Here is a 16,593-nt window from a genome sequence, read left to right on the forward strand (position 1 = left end):
GAATCCCAGAAACACCACCCACCTGGAACGACACAGGCGCATCAGCACCCGCAGGCGAACCGCCGCGCGTATCCAGGGCGCGGAACGGTGAAAGCGATACAAATGTGCCAGGGTCCACCGGTTCCGTTGGACCGCGCATTACAGCAGATGCCGGGGAACTCTCTGGAACGCGAGCATACGCTGGGAGCGCTGAAACCCCGGCGGTGGAGGCGAGCAATCCAAGCAGGACAGCGAAAACAGCCAAGAACTTTAATCCACGCACGCGCAGGAGACCCCCAATTGCCTCGACGGCATGGATCACCGTCATTTTTGCGACAATCTACCAGATGCGAGGTGGGCCACAGAACCCAAACGACCCTGCAGTACTGCGGGCCCCGGCGCCGTCGCACTCGATCAATCCTTTGCTGCGTAACTGTCGTTTTCGGGCCCTAAAACGACAGTTACGCAACAACCGATCGGGGCCCGCCTAGACCCGCGCGCTTCCGATCACCGGAAGTCCCGCCGTCGGGAAGAGGCTCGGGAAGACCGACGGCCCGGGTACCGGCACCGCGTCGAGGGCCACAGTGACGGTTTCGACGCCGACGACGACCCGCTCCCCGCGCACGCTGACCTCCAAAGGCGCGGCATCGGCGTCGGGCGCTGAACCTGAATCCGGAACCAGCGCAAGGCTGATGGTCGCCGGCCGCAGCTCGACGGACAACAGCCGCCCGCGGATCTTGAGCCGGAAGGACAGGCTGTCCCACTCGGCCGGCAACCGCGGATCGAAGTGCGGGACCTGGCCCTGGTCACGCATGCCCGCGAAACCGCACACCAGGGAACTCCAGATGCCGCCGGTGGACGCGATGTGCACGCCGTCAACGGTGTTGTGGTGCGTGTTGTCCAGGTCGATGAACAAGGCCTCGGTGAAGTGCTTGAGCGCGACGTCGGAGTAGCCCACCTCGGCCGCCATGATGCCCTGCACGCAGGCGGACAAGGTGGAGTCGCCGGTGGTGATGGGATCGTAGAAGTCGAACGCGCGCTGCTTTTCCTCGGCCGTGAAGTCCTGCCACTGGAGGAACATCGCCAGTACCGTATCCGCTTGCTTGAGGACCTGGTGCCGGTAGATCACCAGCGGGTGGAAGTTGAGCAGCAGCGGGTACTTGGACTTAGGGGTGTTCCAGTCCCACGGCTCCAGGGTCATGAAGTCGTTGTCCTGGCTGTAGATCTCCATGTCCGGATCGTAGGGAAGGGACATACGCGCGGCGGCCTGCTGCCACACCATCCGCTCGGTGTCGGGGACGTCCGGGTGTTCCAGTGCCGCAGCGGCCCGCAGGTTAAAGCGGGCCATGACGTTGGTGTAGAGGTTGTCGTTGACCACCGCCGTGTACTCATCCGGGCCGGTGACGCCGTGGATGTGGAACAAGCCGTCCTTGCCGAAGAAGCCCAGCGAAGCCCACATGCGGGCCGTCTCGATCAACAGGTCGGCGCCCACTTCGGCGCGGAAGCTCGCGTCGCCGCTGGCCCACTGGTACCGGTTGGCGGCGAAGGAGATGGCGGCGGCGATGTGGAACTGCGCCGTGCCAGCGGCGTAGTACGCGCTGGCCTCGAGCCCGTTGATGGTGCGCCACGGGAACAGTGCACCGTCCACGCTGAGTTCCTTGGCCCGAATCCGGGCGTCGGGAAGCATGGCGTGGCGGGATTCCAGCACTTGGCGCGCGGCGGCCGGGTTGGTATAGGTCAAGTACGGCAGGAGGTACACCTCCTGGTCCCAGAAGTAGTGGCCCTCATAGCCGGAGCCGCTGACGCCCTTGGCCGGGATGCCCGCGACGCCGGCCCGCGCGGTGGCCTGGGCGAGCTGGAACAGGCTCCAGCGCACGGCCTGCTGCTGTTCGGGCTGGCCGCCAATGGTGATATCCGCCGTAGACCAGTAATCCCGGTAGTGCGCCGTGCCTTCGGCGAGGAGCGCGTCAAACGGCACGAGGCCCAATTCGGCGTCGGACGCGAGGATCTCGCCCGGGTCTGATTCGCTTGCATCGGCGCTGTTCACGACGTAGCTGACGCTCTTCTCCAAGCGGAACGTCTCGCCTTCATTCACGGCCATGACGTAGCGGACCGTTGACTCGTCCTCCCCCACCACGGTTTCGAAGGGCTGGCCTTCGGCGGATATCCAATGGTCCACGGCCATGCCGATGCGCTGCCGGGATTCAGCGGTTTCCCAAGCCATGCGCAGCGATCCGTCGGAGCCCTGGAGGTGGAGCGGAAGCAACACCCGGCCAGCGTGGCGGCCGGAGCGGCGGGGGTCGTGGGCCGAGTGGTCCTCCACAGGCTGGTCCTGCCGATTGATCACCAAGGACGTGATGTCAGCGGACACCTGGCGGTCTGCGGTGAGGCTCAGCTCGATGCCGAGGGAACCCCTTGAATCGATCCCGACGGCGCGGCGCTCCAGGGTGGTGACAATGGCGCCTGAACGGCACTCCCAGGTAACGGCGCATTCGTACACACCCGTGGCGAAGTCGATGCTGCGGCGGTAATTCTGCACCGCGGACTCTGTGAGGCTCAGCTGCTCGCCGTCGATGACAACGTTGAAGTTGTTGGCATCCGGCACATAGACGATCCTTTGTCCCGTGCGGGCGAAGCCATACGCGTTCTCGGCGTGCTTGATGTCCCACGTTTCGTGGAAACCGTTGATGAACGTGCCGGGGAGTTCGGCGTCCGCCCCGGCCCAATGGGCACCGCGGATGCCCAGGTGGCCGTTGCCGAGGCTGAAGAGGGTTTCGAGCGTACCGGCGTCGCCGGGAACGTGGATGCTCTCCACGAGCTTCCACGGTTCGCAGGGGAAGCGCAGCCGGTCGGAGCTGATGAGTGCCATGGACTGTTGGGTTCCTTCTGTTTCTGGTGAAACGGCTTGGTTAGAGGAGGTCATCGAGGTCGTCGACCACGAACGTTGCGCCGGCGTCGAGCAGGGTCTGGTGGCCGGCTCCCCGGTCCACCCCGATCACGGCGCGGAAGTTCCCGGCACTGCCGGCCTGCACGCCGGACACTGCGTCCTCGACGACGACGCAGCCCTCGGCGGGAACGTCCAGCAGTTCGGCGGCGTAACGGAACGTGGCCGGATCCGGCTTGCCGGGGAGCCCGACGGCGGCTGCCACCTGGCCGTCGACGACTACCGGGAAGTAGCCATCCAGTCCGGCCGCCTTCAGGACGGCGGGCGCGTTGCGGGAAGAGGACACGACGGCGAGCTTGAGTCCCAGCTCCAATGCGGCGTGGATGAAGCGGACGGAGCCCGCGTAGGGCTCGACGCCACGCGAATCCACGATCTCGTTGAAGATCCGGTTCTTGCGGTTGCCCAGGCCCTGCACGCTGGTGTTGGCGGGATCGTCGTCGGTGGGTCCTTCCGGCAACGTGATTCCACGGGAGGTGAGGAAATCACGCACGCCATCGAAGCGCGGCTTGCCGTCGATGTGGTCGAAGTAGTCGCTCTCCTGGTAGCCGTCCGGATGGCCCGTTTCGGCCAGGTAGCCGTCGAAGAGCTCCTGCCAAGCCTGCTCATGCACCACGGCGGTGGGCGTCAGCACGCCGTCGAGGTCGAAAAGGAGCGCGGTAGCGCCCGTCCAGGCGGTCTTCTGGGTGGCTCGGGTATCAGTCATGGTGTGGAGTGGTCCGTTCAGCGCTGGCGGCGCGTGGTTTTGCGTTCAATGAGTTTCGTGTCAAGGAAATGGTGGGAGGGTTCGTTGGGGGCGTCGGCGTTCTGGAGCCGGTCCACCAGGAGGTTGGCGGCGAAGGCACCCTGGTCCGCCACTGGCTGCGCCACCGTGCTCAGGCCGAGGAACCAGCTCATGGGGTGGTCGTCGATTCCAATCACGGAGACATTCTTTGGTGCGGACAGCCCATGCTCTCGCAAGGCCATCAGTGCCCCGAACGCCGCCTCGTCACAGTGTGCGAAGACCGCGGTGGGAAGGCTTCTGTGGGCAATGAGTTCGTTCATGGCTATACGGCCGCCGTCGATCGTGGAATCCGAATTGATGACCAAGTCCGGATGAACAGTCAGGTGATGGTCCTTCAATGCACGGCTGAATCCCTTGAGCCTGTCGCTGGCCGTCAACACCGAGTTCTCCTGGGTTTCGCGGCCGGAAAGCACCGCCAGATCCCAATGGCCCAGCCCCAGCAGGTGGGAGGTGGCCTGCCAAGCTGCGAGTTCGTCGTCGATCCCTACGTTGTCCCACGGTACGGAAGTCATCCCCACGCTCGCAACTGCAAGGCCGGACGCGGCCAGGAGGGCAACCTCGGATTCGCTCAAATCGACGTTGAGGAGCAGCACGCCATCCACGCGTTGGGACAGTCCAAGGAGGTCGCCAAAGATCTTCCGCTTGACGCTCGACTTGCCGCGCAGGCTGATCAGGACGGTGTCGAAACCGCTGTCTCCGAACACTTCCTCGGCCGCCTCAACGGCCTGGGCGAAGAACCACGCGGTGGCGGTAGGAGTGATGATGGCGATGGAACCGGTATTTCCGCCGGCCAGCCGGGCCGCCGCGGAGGATGCCTTGTAGCCGAGCTTGGCTGCGGCGTCGGCCACTTTGGCTTGTGCTTTTTCGGACACGTTCGGCAGGTTCCGCAGGGCGCGTGAAACGGTGCAGATGGACAAGCCCGAGAGGACGGCAACGTCCTGGATTGTCACGCGGTGAGCCTTAACCATTCAACACGGCCTCAACCCTTTCATCTTCTGGATTTGGCGGCACATCCTTGCACCGCCGAAGAAGAGTGTAAGCGCTTACAATTTTGGCAATCAAGAGTTGTTTTCCGGCATCCCCGAATGTGACGCGGACCTCACTTCAACGAAGGACGTAAAACCGCAGAAACGCGCTCACATCCGCCATTTCCCGGGCCTCGATCCGATGGCCCATGCCGGGGTAGGTTCTCGAGGTGAGAGCCATGTTCTTGTTGAGCCATTCCTCGGTGTGCTCAATGGCATCCCTGAAGATCACGGGATCGGCTTTGTCCCTGCCCCAGAAGAACGGCGGCGGCGAATCGAAGGACTCGCTGAGCGCCAGAAGGTCGTTTTCCAGCACGAATCCGGAGAGGCCCACTGTCGCTTTGAAGCCTTCCGGACGGAGACGCAGAAGCGTGCTGGCCATGGCCATGCCTTGGGAATAGCCCAGGAGGCTCACGCTGCTGTGATTCCGCTTGACGGAGTCGATCCAGGCGAAGACCTTGTTAGTGGCCGTGATGACGTCCGCGAAGTCGTTGGCGAGGAAGTAGTCCAGCAGGAACCAGCCGTAGTGGTCCCCTATCGCCACGGGCCCACGGAGCGCAGCGCAAGTGAATTCTTTGGGGAGCTGCGGAAAGAGATTCACCATTCGCTGCTCGTCCGTGCCGTATCCGTGCATCATCACCAGGAGCGGCGTCCCTGCGCGCTCATTTTCCGGTCTGGACCAGACGACAGTTTCCATGGGCCACAGCTTAGTGGGGGCCGGCGGCCCGTTCGACCGCACGGGCCTCGGTTCAAGGCCGCCTCTAGCGGCTGGCTACTGCCTTGTGATGACCTGTCCGGCCTTGATGACCGTACGTGTGCGACTTTCGTCCCAGAGCACCGACGGTTCATCGACAGGGTTTCCGTCCAGGATGACCAGGTCTCCAAAGGCTCCTTCGGCTATGCGGCCCAGGTCATCGCGACGCAACAGGGCTGCGTTGGTCGATGTCGCAGAGCGGAGCGCATCGTAGACACCCAGTGCTTCGCATTGCAGGCGGAGCCCGGCCAATTGCTCGTCCTCCAGCTCCCCCATGAGGTCGGTACCAAATCCAATTCGGACCCCCGCGTCGCGTGCTAACACGACGGCATTCCGGCCGGCATTCAGCACTTCCCGGTTCTTGGCCGCCCCTATCTCCGTGAGACCGATTTCTTCGCCGCGCCGTGCCATCGCGTCGTAGGTCGCCAAAGTCGGAACCAGGTAGACCTCATTGTCAGCCATCAAGCGGGCAGTTTCGGCGTCCAGCAGATTGCCGTGCTCAATACAGCGCACCCCGTTGAGCACCGAATGGCGGATGGCCTCGGGCGAGTAAGCGTGGGCCGTCGCATAACTGCCCCGGCGGGAGGCCTCTTCCGTTACAGTGCGGATTTCGGCCGAGCTGTACTGCGGAACCCTGATGGGGTCGACGGGCGAAATGACTCCGCCGGACGTCATGAGCTTGATGGCCGTGGCTCCGGTGCGGAAGCGGTTGCGCACGGCCCGCAGAAGCTCATCCTCGCCGTCCACCACTTCGCACATGTGGCCGCCATGGAAGCACCCGCCGTCGTCCGCGGCCCGGATGTCACCGTGGCCACCTGTCTGGCTCAGGGCCGGTCCGGTAAAGAAGTACCTCGGACCTGCGTACAAGCCTTCGTCGATGGCATTGGCAAGGCCTATGTCTCCCCCGGCCACGTCACGGACGCTCGTGAAGCCCCGGTTCAAGGCTGCCCCAAGTCGCCGGGCCCCTGCGAGCGCAGAGTAGCTCAACGGCCCCGTTTCGTTCTTGGCGGCAGTCAAGCTGAGCGCGTAGGCATGGAAATGCGCATCGATGAGCCCGGGAATCACGGTACGGCCGTCGGCGTCAACGATTTTTCCGGCCTCTTCCACGTCTCGCCCCACTTCGGTGATCCGGCCCTCGCGGACCGTGATGGAGCCTTCGATCAGGTTCCGGGTCTCGCCATCGAAGATGAGGGCGTTCCGGATGGTCAGTGTTCCCGGCGGCGTAGTGGTCACGTGTGGAGATTCCTTTCCTAGTTAGTGGTGGCAATCGCTTGTTCGAACAGCGGGACAGAGCGCTGGGCGATGTCCACGGCCGCATCCACCGATGTCTGCCCGTAGCTACCCTCAGCGGCAAGGAAGTTCATGGATCCGATGGTCTCACCGTTGCTTACCACTGGAACGTTGACGATGGCGCCGCAACCCAGCGACTCAATGGTCGCGGAGTCGAAGAAGAATGCCCGGACTGCTTCCTTGTCCGCCCCAAGGAACGGCTGCTGGCCCTTGAGGACCTGCTCGAGCCACACCGGGTTGGTGTCCCCGCCCAGGGTCTTCCTTCCGCCCACGGGGTAGACCCCCGGGTGGCTTGTGTAAATGCGCGCCATGCTGGTGCCTGCGTCGGCGACGACGGAAGCGGTGAACAGGATGACGCCGGGCGTTTCCTGTGCGGCGGCATAGACATCGTCAAAGTTTTCGAACTGGGAACTCATGGGAGTCCTTTCTGGTTATAGCCGGGATTGGCGGAACTCGTCTTGTTGTGGATTGAGCGACGAAGTGTGCTGAGGATGAGATGGACGGACAAGAGCTTGGCTGGGGTGTCGAGGGGGACGCCCAGTTCGCGGGCACGGTTTAGCCGGCTCTGCAGGGTGTTCCGGTGCAGGTCAAGGGAGCTTGCTGCGAGGCTGACGGAGCCGTGGTGGTCGAGGAAGGCCCCTGCAGCCGCAATGACGAGGTCTCTGTCCGGGCTGGCCATGAGCAGCGGCAGCGTCAGTTCGGCCACGAGCAGGACCGAGTCCTCATCGACGAACGTCGCGGCCGCCGCAACGTCGAGGTTGGCGAAGCCTGCCACGGTGCCGGGTCCCGTCGAGAGAGCGGATTCAGCGGCCAAACGGGATTCACGGACGATATTCGGCAGTGCCACGGGTTCCTCGCGCCACCGAGAGAGTCCTGCCCCCAGCCCCAGTTCCTCTAAAGACTTCCCGAGACGGACCCGGATCCGCGCTTCGAGCTGGTCCGCCGACTCTTGGTATCTGACGGGAACAAGGGCGAGCCAGCCACCGTGGACTTCGGCCAGGGGGCTGCGGACTGTGACCTTCCGCCAGAGCAACCGCAGCACCGCTGTGAGCTCCGGGCGATGAGCTTCCAACGACGCCCTGCGGATCCACACGGCCACATATTGCTCCTCCCCACGCCAGCCCAGCTGGGAGAGCAAGTGCCGGTGACGTTCCACGAACGTGGTCCAGGAGGAGCCGGGGTCGTGGTTCAAGCCGACAAGGGCCGCCGTGGGTACTGCACGCGCAGTGTCGAGGACATCTCCCAACAGCCACGCAGCGTTTACCGACGGCGTTGCCACCTCGAGGATCGACCGGACGAGCTGCAGGTTGTGGACTCCGGATCTTGGTACCCTCGCGGTGAGCCTGGACGGGATGGAGCTATTCGAACCGCGAACATCCACGGTGATGATTTCGACTGCCTCCCGGGTGGGCGTTCCCGCGGACGCCAGGCTCACGCCGTCGTACTCCAGCAAGATTTCAATACCGTCCAGCTCCCTGGAGATGGTATTCAGGACAGCTCCCAAGGTCGTGTCCTTCGCGACCGCTCGGGCAAACCGCGCCAGCTCAGCGTCCACCACGGAAAGGGCAGCGCCGATTTCAGCGGCGAGTGCGAGGGCAATGCCTGACGTGTCGCCCTCGGCGGCCAGCAAGGTGATACCCAGCCGCTCGGCGAGGCCGATCACTGCGCTGGAGTAGGTACTTCCAGCGACGACGACGGCGCTGGCCTTCCGCTCCCAGGCGTGCCGCAGAGCTGCGGACACCAGCCAGCCGCCGGAGCCCATCTCCGCTGAAAGGACGATGACGGTGTTGGGCCGCACCCGCTGGATGGCATCGAGCTGGGAGACAAGAACGACGCCATCGATTGCCGCGCTGGACGGAGTGAGATACAGCGGGGTGGTGCCGCGGAGGGAGCCGTGCGCCAGGAGCGCGGCGACATCCAGATGGTTCTCGCTTTTCGACCTACGCATGTTGCCGCCTTGGGTGCTCGATCGGAATACCAAAGGCCTTTGGTTCAGCAAGATCAAGGCCTGCCTCCGAGTACCACTGCGCCGCGGCCTTGATCTTCAGGACGTCAATGACATCGCCCACCCGCACATCGTCGATGTTGACGACCGTGCCGTGCTCGGAGTTGAGCAGCGAGACGATGTCCGGGACGGCAGCTGCGATGGCGCCGTCGACGAGGGCCAGCAAGATTTCGTTCTGGATCTCCAAGCGGATGATCTGCCCGGATCGTTCGTCCACGAGCGTCACGCTGGACGGCAGCGCCGGAAGGCCTAGGTCCGAAGGGCGCGACAGGCCTTCGACGTGACTCACCCGGGCCCGGGCAATCCGGGTGGCACCCAGAAATTCAGCGAGCTGCTGGAACTTGCGTCCAACCGACGTTTCGCCGTCGAGAATCTCCCCGATTCGGATCATCCGGCTGATGGAGCCGTGGACTCCGTGCTCGCGCATTTGGCCCGCTGAGCACGGATACATGGCTGTAGCGGCCCACCCACCCATCTCCGTGACGAGTGCCCGCACCAGGGTTTCGGCCCGCTGCGGGTTCTCAGCCTCCACCACAGCCCGTTCGCCGGTAACTCCCATGAGGGCGATCGGACTGATGGGGACGTGGCCGATGTTCAGCGTTGTTTGGCTGATCAAGGGAAATACACGGCCCATGGGGTCGGAATCAATCACCGGCAGCGAGGACTGCAGCCCGACCATAAGGGGAACAATTCCGTTGATGTTGGCGGCGGCGAGCGAATAGATCGCCCGCACCTGCCGGCCAAGGTTGGCCTCGATGGCACGGATGCACCCGATGAACTCATCACCTACAGGAGGCATATCCGCGATGAGGAGACCCTGAGTGACCATTCCGATCGCAACCACGAGGTCATCGGGGGCCAGCTCGTCAATCGAGATGAGTTCCAACACGCGGTTTTCCATGGCCCTTTCAATCATCTCCGCGTAAACGTAGATGGCTGTCGGGTCGATGGTGCAGGCCAGGAAGTGGGCGCCGGTCCGCAGGTGCCGGACATCCTCCACCGTCAGCAGGGCGCTCATCGAATGACACCCTCTTCCGCCCCGAAGGGTGCCCGTCCTTGTATTTCGGGGGCATCTTCAATCGTGTCCCCGGAGGCTTCACCAGCGGCTTGGACCCTGATCCGCACGATGCCGGGGTTGCCATACGGCATGGCATAGACGTTCGATTCAATGATCCGCGTGAGCCCGGGGCTCGCCCCCAACTGAACGGCTGCCGACTCGGCATCTTCTTCCGCGCGACGCTGCACCAACTGGAGGTCCGCCCGACCGCTAACAGTCTCCAACCTGTCGATCCAGGCGGTCAGGGGCGCGACGGCGGAGCCCACCTGCGCGGCGTCGTGCTCAGCTGCCAGCGTGGGAACCAGCCCGAACGGGAGCGGGGTGTCCTGCCCGCTCCGGAGGTCCGCAACCACCGAGGGGACCGCAGGGCGGACCGGATGGTCGGCCGTGTACGGTTCGACGACGGCGGCGTTGCTGGCGAGGCTCGCCTCGTACCCTTGGCGGATGACGCTTCGCGTAGCAGGGAGACCCCCGCGGATTTGGCCCACGGTGACCCCAGAGTCCGCACAGATCACGACCTCCCCATCCGGGGCGCCGGCCAAGGTAGCCGCGCCGAGGATCTGCATAGCGGGTTCGGGGCGCAACCCGTGAATCGGAATCACTGCCAGCCGCGCGAGCGGCGCGCGGCCGCCGTCGTTCTTGGCGAACCACATCGTGGCGGAGGGAAAATGCCGCCGTCCCGACGCTTCCAGCATCGCGACCAGGTCCTCTCCTGTTTCCATGAGGGCGCTGTTGAGGATGGCTGTGTAGTCACGGTCGCGGAAAACACTGGAATAGAAGTCGCTGGAGATGCTGATGCGCATTTCGCTGTCACTGGACAGGATGGCATCGGCAATGCGCGTTTCGTGATCCTTCGACGCTGTCGACCCCACGGAGGTGATTGCAATGTTCCGTACGTCTCCGGAGAGGATGTCCGGAAGTTCGGCCAGGAAAGCCTCCAAACCTAGCGGAGCGAGGGGGCGTCCTCGCAGGTCGTGGCCTCCGCCGACGTGGACTGTCCGGGCCACCACGGGTACCACGAGTGCCGGCAGCCCAGTCACGTGGAACGCGTCCGCAGGCGGGCGGGGCGAAATCCGGATCGCGATGACCGAGGCTAGTTTCCGCGCAGCGAGGACGCTCCCGGCGTCGGAGGTAATATCCGTTACTTTCGTAATTTCCGCACCAAGCTCGTGGCGAAGCTCTTCGAAGGTGGTGTCGACGGCCTCTGCAAGCGTGCTGCATCGCTCCGCAGCCGCGGCGGCCACCACGCTGTGCCCGTCGAGCACCAAGGTCCGGCAGCTTGTTCCCTGCAACCGCAGCCCTATGCGCATTGTTCGGCCTCCTGTTCAGCCTGCCGCAGTTCCCTCACCGGGTCATGACCATGTTCCATGTATATAGCGTCCCCCGATAGGGCCTAGCCCGTGCGCTTGCGGAAGAACAATCCGTCCGCGGCGACTGCAAGCAGGATGAGGACGCCGGTGACAACCTGCTGGTAGGTGGTGTCCCAGTGGAGCAGGTTGAAGCCGTTGCCGATGACGGTCAGGATCATGACTCCGACGAATGCCCGCCACATAGCACCGTGTCCGCCGAGAATGCTGGTGCCTCCGATGACCACGGCGGCAATGGCCGTGAGTTCGATGCCGATGGCCATGGCTGGCTGGGCTGAGCCTGCGCGCGAAGCAAGAATCATGCCGGCCATCGCGGAGCACAGGCCGCTGATGGCAAAGACGGCGACGTGGATGGAACCGGTGCGGATACCGCTAAGGCGTGCCGCTTCCTTGTTGCCGCCCACGGCGTAAATCCTGCGGCCAAACGTAGTGCGCCAGAGGACGATGCCTAGGACGATCGTCATGGCTACCATGAGCACGGAGCCCGCAGTGAGGCCGAAGAGACTGGGCCAGGTCCACGTCTGGAAGGCGGCAAGTTGCTCGGGCAGCGGCGCGACGATGGCTCCGCCCGTGATCACGATGGCCAGGCCGCGGTAAATGATGCTCACCGCCAGCGTGCCTATGAAGGAATTCACCTTCGTACTGACCACGATCAGGCCGGTGACGGTTCCCAGGGCGGCTCCCACCAACAATGCGCCGACGAATCCCGCGATCACCCCTAAGTGCTGGGTGATCATCACTCCGGCGATGGCGGAGACAGCCAAGTTTGCGGTGGAGGAAAGATCGAAGACACCGCTGACGATGCACAGTGTGGCGGCAGCGGCCAACAGTCCCACGATGGCAGCTTGGTCGAACAGGTTGATGAAATTTCGGCCCGTGAGGAACGTTCCGGTATTGAGGGTCAGCAGCAGCATGATGGCGATCAGTCCGAAGACGATCCCGAAATCCCTGACATTGAGCTTGAATTTCTTCTCGGCCGGCTCGGACACGGCAGCAGTAACTGTGGTCATTTGATTCACCTATTTCAGAAATGCGGAAGCCATGACTTCATCGCGGGAGGCGTTCCGGTCGAATTCAGCAACGATGCGGCCTTGCCTCATGACATGGATACGGTGGGATAGGCCGATGACTTCCTCGAGTTCGGAACTGACAACGACGACAGCCGTGCCCTTTGCTGCGAGGTCAGCGATCATGCCGTGGATGCGAGCCTTGGCCGCGATGTCGACACCACGCGTGGGTTCGTCCACCAGCAGCACCGCCGGAGGATTGAGCAGCCACTTGGCGAAGAGCGCCTTCTGCTGGTTTCCTCCGGACAAATCGGCAATTAGCGAGCCGCGGCGGGCGCCGCGCAGGTCGACGGAATGGCTGATTTCGGATACGGCTGCCTTTTCCCGGGCTACCCTGACGAAACCGCCCAGTGATCGGCCCGACAAGGTGGAAAGAGCGATGTTTTCGTCCACCGGCCGGCACATGACTAGGCCCTGTTCTTTCCGCGACTCGGGGACGAGGGCCATTCCGGCTTTGATGGCTTGCCGGATGGAGTTGGCACGGAGGCGTCGGCCGTTGATCTGGACATATCCACTGGTGGTTCGATCAGCACCGAACATGGCGAGCAGGGTCTCGCTGCGGCCACTGCCCACCAGGCCAGCGATACCCAGGATTTCGCCTTGGCGGACCGTGAAGGAGACGTCTTTCACTTTTGAGCTGCTCAGTCCCGCCACTTGGACCACCGTTTTTGCTTCCGGGGGTACCGGCTGAACCTCCGGAATGAGGAAATCGACCTCCCTGCCGACCATCAGGCCGACGAGCGACTCGGGCGTGTGCCCCGAGGCGTCCTCAGTGGTGATGTGCTGTCCGTCGCGGAGAATGGTCACTCGGTCCACTAGACCCAGGACTTCCTCCAGATAGTGCGATACGAGGATGACGGTGGTGCCTAAACGCGCGAGGCTCCTGATCACCTTCAACAGCTTTGCTTTCTCGGCCTCGTTCAGGACCGCCGTTGGCTCGTCCATGCACAGCACCTTGGCGCCACGGGCGAGGGCTTTCAGGATTTCGACCTGCTGCTGCTGACCGATCGGGAGGTCCCCCGCCATCGCCCGGGGGTCAAGCTCAAAGCCGGTCTCGGCCAGGAGGCGCTCCAAGTGATCGGCGTCCCGCCGCGAACGGAGCAGGCTTCCTGTGTTGGCCCATCGGCCCAGGAAGACGTTCTCCAGCACTGAAAGGCCAGGAACGAGTGCCAGCTCTTGGGATATAAGGGATATTCCTTGTGCGATGGCGTCCCTGGGCTCGGCGATCTTCACCTCCCGGTCATCAAGCTTGACGACGCCGAAATCTGCCGCGATGGCGCCGCCGAGGATCTTCAGCAGCGTGCTCTTGCCAGCACCGTTTTCCCCCATGATGCCGTGGATTTCCCCCGGAGCCACCGACAACGTGATATCGCGGAGCACAGTGCTGGCACCGTACCGCTTTCCGATTCCGGAGACGGTGATTTCCGGAGCGGCACTCCGATTGACTCGCTCTGGTGTATCCAACTGTTGTATAGCCATTTTGACCTCGGGAGATGGAATGGACGTTTGGCCGGTCCTGCCGGGACCGGGGCGGGGGCTCCTGCCCTGCCGGGATTTCAGCCCCGGCAAGACAGGACCACGAGGGTGATAAGTCGGCTAGTCAGAGTACTTCGAGACGTAGTTCACGGCGTCGAGGGCTTCCTTGGTGCCCTTGGCCTTGTTGGGAGCCAAGCTCGCCTCGTCCACTGCCGTCTCCACCTGCTGTCCCCGGGCCTTGGCAAGGCCGAGTTCCGTGGCCTTGGCGCCGTTCGCCACCACGTCGCTGACGTAGATGGAGAACCATTTACCGGATCGGACGGCCTCGACATTCGAAGTAGATGCACCGTTGCCAATGAACTTGATGTTGCTATTGCCAGCCGCAGCGGCCGCACCCGTGATCGCCTGGGATGCACCGATGACGACATCGACGTCCGGGTTGGCCTGGGAAACGTTCTGGAACGCCTGCCGGCCGCTGTCTTGGGTGTATCCGCCTTCGACACTGGCCACGAGCTTGATCTTCGGATCAGTGGCCAGCTCAGCTTTCACTGCTTCGGTCCGGGCGTTATCCAGCGGCAGGGACTTGAATCCCTCGAGGTAGGCCACCTTGCAGGTGTCTTTGGAGACTTTGGCGCAGGCATCCTTGCCCATTTGGCCGAGCATCTTGCCGTTGCTGGTGGGAAGGTCAACGATGCTGATCGCACCGGGGACCTGGGGCTGGATAGTGTCGAACTTCGGACCGATAACGGAGAACTCGACCACCACCGTTATGCCAGCTTGGACGGCCTGCTGCAGTGGCGCAATGAGGGCCTGGTTGTCGTTCGCCTGGATAACGATCACCTCGAACTGTTTTGAGGTGACTGCGTCCTGGATCTGCTGGACCTGGGTCTGGGCGTTGAAGTTGGGGTCCACGAACGTAGCGCTGGCGTTGTTGGCCTTGGCCGCCTGCTGGACGCCGAGGAAGGTTCCTTGGGCGAAGCCGTTCGACTTGGCGAAGCCGAAGAATCCGACGTTGAGGGGTTTGCCGGCGTCCGCCGTCGAAGCTGGTCCGGCGGCCGCTTGCGTGGGTGGGGTGCAGGCTGACGTCAGGAGCGCTAGCCCGATGAGCGCCGCGGCTGCGGCTGATTTCTTTATGTTTTTCATTGGGTGTCCTTCTGTGGGCGGGGCTTAGTATCCGTAGTGGGTCTTGGCGAAGTCCTCGGTGATGAAGCCGTTGACGATGTCGTAGGTGATCTCGTCCCGGGAGCGCTGGGAGACGTCCCCGAAGCCGCCGCCGCCGCCGACTGCGAGCCGGACGATGTCGCCGGCCTTGACCTTGCGGGCGTTGGCTTTCAGAGTGCGGACCTCATCGCTGCGACCTGGGTTGAACACAACCTCGGGCCCTTGGGCGTCTGAGCCGCCGAACAGTCCCCAGGCCGGGGTCTTGGACCTTTCGAACCAGAGCCCCACGACGCAGTCGGCCAGGAACTCGTATTCACGGATGACTCCGTTTCCGCCGCGCCACTGGCCGGGGCCGCCGGAGTTGGGTCGGATGGAGTATTCGTTGATGCGGAATGGGTAGCGGGTCTCCATCATTTCGATGGGCAGGTCCTTGAGGGAGCCGTTGACGTTGTTGATCATCGCGGACTCGCCGTCGGTGCCTTGCCAGGCTCCCCAACCGCCCAGTGTGGCCTCCATGGTCACGAAGTTCCGGCCGAAGCGAGGATCGAAACCGGCTGCAGTGATGATCATCGAGTCGCCGTGGCTGGCGCTGGCAACCCGCTCGGGCATGGCCGGTGCCATGGCCTTGGAAACCAGGTCGATCAGTAGTCCGAGGTGGGAGAAGTACCACTGGCACGGGGCTGGCGCCACCGCGCCGAGAACTGAACCTGAACGCACCTGGGTGGTCAACGGCCGGAAAGACCCGCCGTTCGAGTTGGAGTCCGGGCTGACAAGGAGCTTGTAGCCGACCCGCAGTGCGGAGACTGCCTGGGCGGCGCCACAGTTGACGGGCCCCATGGTCTGGTCAGCCGATCCGGTTACGTCGAAATCAACGGTGTCGCCAGAGACTGTGATCTTTAGCCTGATTGGAATCGGGGTGTCCAGGTTGATGCCGTCGTTGTCCAGGACGCCTTCGGCTTCGTAGACGCCGTCGGGAATGTTGCGGACGGTCTCGCGCTCGATTTCCTCCGTCTGACGGAAGATCTCATCCCGGGCAGCGTCCAGTTGGTCCATCCCGTAACGGCCCACGAGCTCCTTCATCCGGGTGGTGCCCATCCGAAGGGCGGCGATCATCGCGTGCATGTCACCGATGGTCTGGTAGGGGAAGCGGACATTGGTTCGGATCAGATCCACGACGGAGGTTTCAATGCCTGCCTCGATCAGTTTGACCGGGCCCATCCGGAAGCCCTCCTGGAAGATGTCCGTCGCATCCATGGAACCGCCGACGTCCTTGGAGCCCATGTCCATCCAGTGCGCACGGGTGGCTGCGAAGCCGACCACAGCGCCATCGTCGAAGATCGGGGCAAAAATGGTGACGTCGTTCAGGTGGGTTCCGCCAAGATAGGAATCGTTGAGGATCCAGACGTCCCCTTCCTTCCAGACGTCGCGGCCGTACAGTTCTTCCACCGCGATGGAACAGGTTTCCAGGTTGCCCAAGAACAGTGGCAGCCCAGCGGACTGTCCGAGCACGCGGTGCTCGGTGTCCAGGAGCGCCACGACGCAGTCCCCTCCTTCGTAAAGGATGGGTGAGTAGGCGGAGCGGATGAGGGTGGCGTTCATGTCGTCCGCGGCGCTGGTGAGCGCGTTGCGGATGATCTCCACGGTGACTGGATCCAGGGTCTTGACTGCAGTGATTGTCATTGTTGGT

General features: G+C 63.5%; 13 protein-coding genes. All 13 read right to left on the reverse strand.

What is annotated here, in order from left to right; genetic code table 11:
* Positions 1-466: 466 nt before the first annotated feature.
* Positions 467-2,848: a glycoside hydrolase family 65 protein gene (locus tag QRN51_RS15585; protein WP_284990758.1), complete on the reverse strand. Its 2,382-nt coding sequence runs from the start codon at positions 2,846-2,848 to the stop codon at positions 467-469.
* Positions 2,849-2,888: 40 nt separating this feature from the next.
* Positions 2,889-3,626 (reverse strand): HAD family hydrolase, encoded by a 738-nt coding sequence (locus QRN51_RS15590; protein ID WP_284764054.1) that lies wholly within the window; start codon positions 3,624-3,626, stop codon positions 2,889-2,891.
* A 17-nt stretch (positions 3,627-3,643) separates the two neighbouring features.
* The gene (locus QRN51_RS15595; protein ID WP_253257245.1) at positions 3,644-4,654 is read right to left on the reverse strand and encodes a LacI family DNA-binding transcriptional regulator; all 1,011 of its coding nucleotides are present in this window, start codon (positions 4,652-4,654) and stop codon (positions 3,644-3,646) included.
* Positions 4,655-4,808: 154 nt separating this feature from the next.
* Positions 4,809-5,426 (reverse strand): alpha/beta hydrolase, encoded by a 618-nt coding sequence (locus QRN51_RS15600; RefSeq protein WP_059388420.1) that lies wholly within the window; start codon positions 5,424-5,426, stop codon positions 4,809-4,811.
* Positions 5,427-5,501: 75 nt separating this feature from the next.
* Positions 5,502-6,716: a metal-dependent hydrolase family protein gene (locus QRN51_RS15605; protein ID WP_059388419.1), complete on the reverse strand. Its 1,215-nt coding sequence runs from the start codon at positions 6,714-6,716 to the stop codon at positions 5,502-5,504.
* A 17-nt stretch (positions 6,717-6,733) separates the two neighbouring features.
* Positions 6,734-7,189 carry a hypothetical protein gene (locus QRN51_RS15610; RefSeq protein WP_059388418.1) on the reverse strand — a complete coding sequence of 152 codons (456 nt, stop codon included), beginning with the start codon at positions 7,187-7,189 and terminating at the stop codon, positions 6,734-6,736.
* Positions 7,186-8,721, reverse strand: coding sequence for a helix-turn-helix domain-containing protein (locus tag QRN51_RS15615; protein WP_253257244.1), 1,536 nt, complete (start codon positions 8,719-8,721; stop codon positions 7,186-7,188). Before QRN51_RS15615 ends, QRN51_RS15610 begins: the two co-directional genes overlap by 4 nt.
* Positions 8,714-9,796 carry a DUF917 domain-containing protein gene (locus QRN51_RS15620; RefSeq protein WP_284990760.1) on the reverse strand — a complete coding sequence of 361 codons (1,083 nt, stop codon included), beginning with the start codon at positions 9,794-9,796 and terminating at the stop codon, positions 8,714-8,716. The genes QRN51_RS15615 and QRN51_RS15620 overlap by 8 nt, the downstream gene beginning before the upstream one ends.
* Positions 9,793-11,145, reverse strand: a complete 1,353-nt coding sequence (locus tag QRN51_RS15625) for a hydantoinase/oxoprolinase family protein (protein WP_284990761.1) — start codon at positions 11,143-11,145, stop codon at positions 9,793-9,795. The genes QRN51_RS15620 and QRN51_RS15625 overlap by 4 nt, the downstream gene beginning before the upstream one ends.
* 83 nt (positions 11,146-11,228) lie before the next feature.
* Positions 11,229-12,212, reverse strand: coding sequence for an ABC transporter permease (locus QRN51_RS15630; protein WP_059388414.1), 984 nt, complete (start codon positions 12,210-12,212; stop codon positions 11,229-11,231).
* A gap of 9 nt (positions 12,213-12,221) precedes the next feature.
* Entirely contained in the window at positions 12,222-13,748 is a 1,527-nt protein-coding gene (locus QRN51_RS15635; RefSeq protein WP_284990763.1) for a sugar ABC transporter ATP-binding protein, read from the reverse strand.
* A 117-nt stretch (positions 13,749-13,865) separates the two neighbouring features.
* Positions 13,866-14,888 (reverse strand): sugar ABC transporter substrate-binding protein, encoded by a 1,023-nt coding sequence (locus QRN51_RS15640; protein ID WP_059388412.1) that lies wholly within the window; start codon positions 14,886-14,888, stop codon positions 13,866-13,868.
* Positions 14,889-14,912: 24 nt separating this feature from the next.
* Positions 14,913-16,586: a hydantoinase B/oxoprolinase family protein gene (locus QRN51_RS15645; RefSeq protein WP_284990764.1), complete on the reverse strand. Its 1,674-nt coding sequence runs from the start codon at positions 16,584-16,586 to the stop codon at positions 14,913-14,915.
* Between the last annotated feature and the right edge of the window lie 7 nt (positions 16,587-16,593).

The organism is Arthrobacter sp. efr-133-TYG-120 (genome assembly GCF_030209785.1).
Lineage (GTDB): Bacteria > Actinomycetota > Actinomycetes > Actinomycetales > Micrococcaceae > Arthrobacter.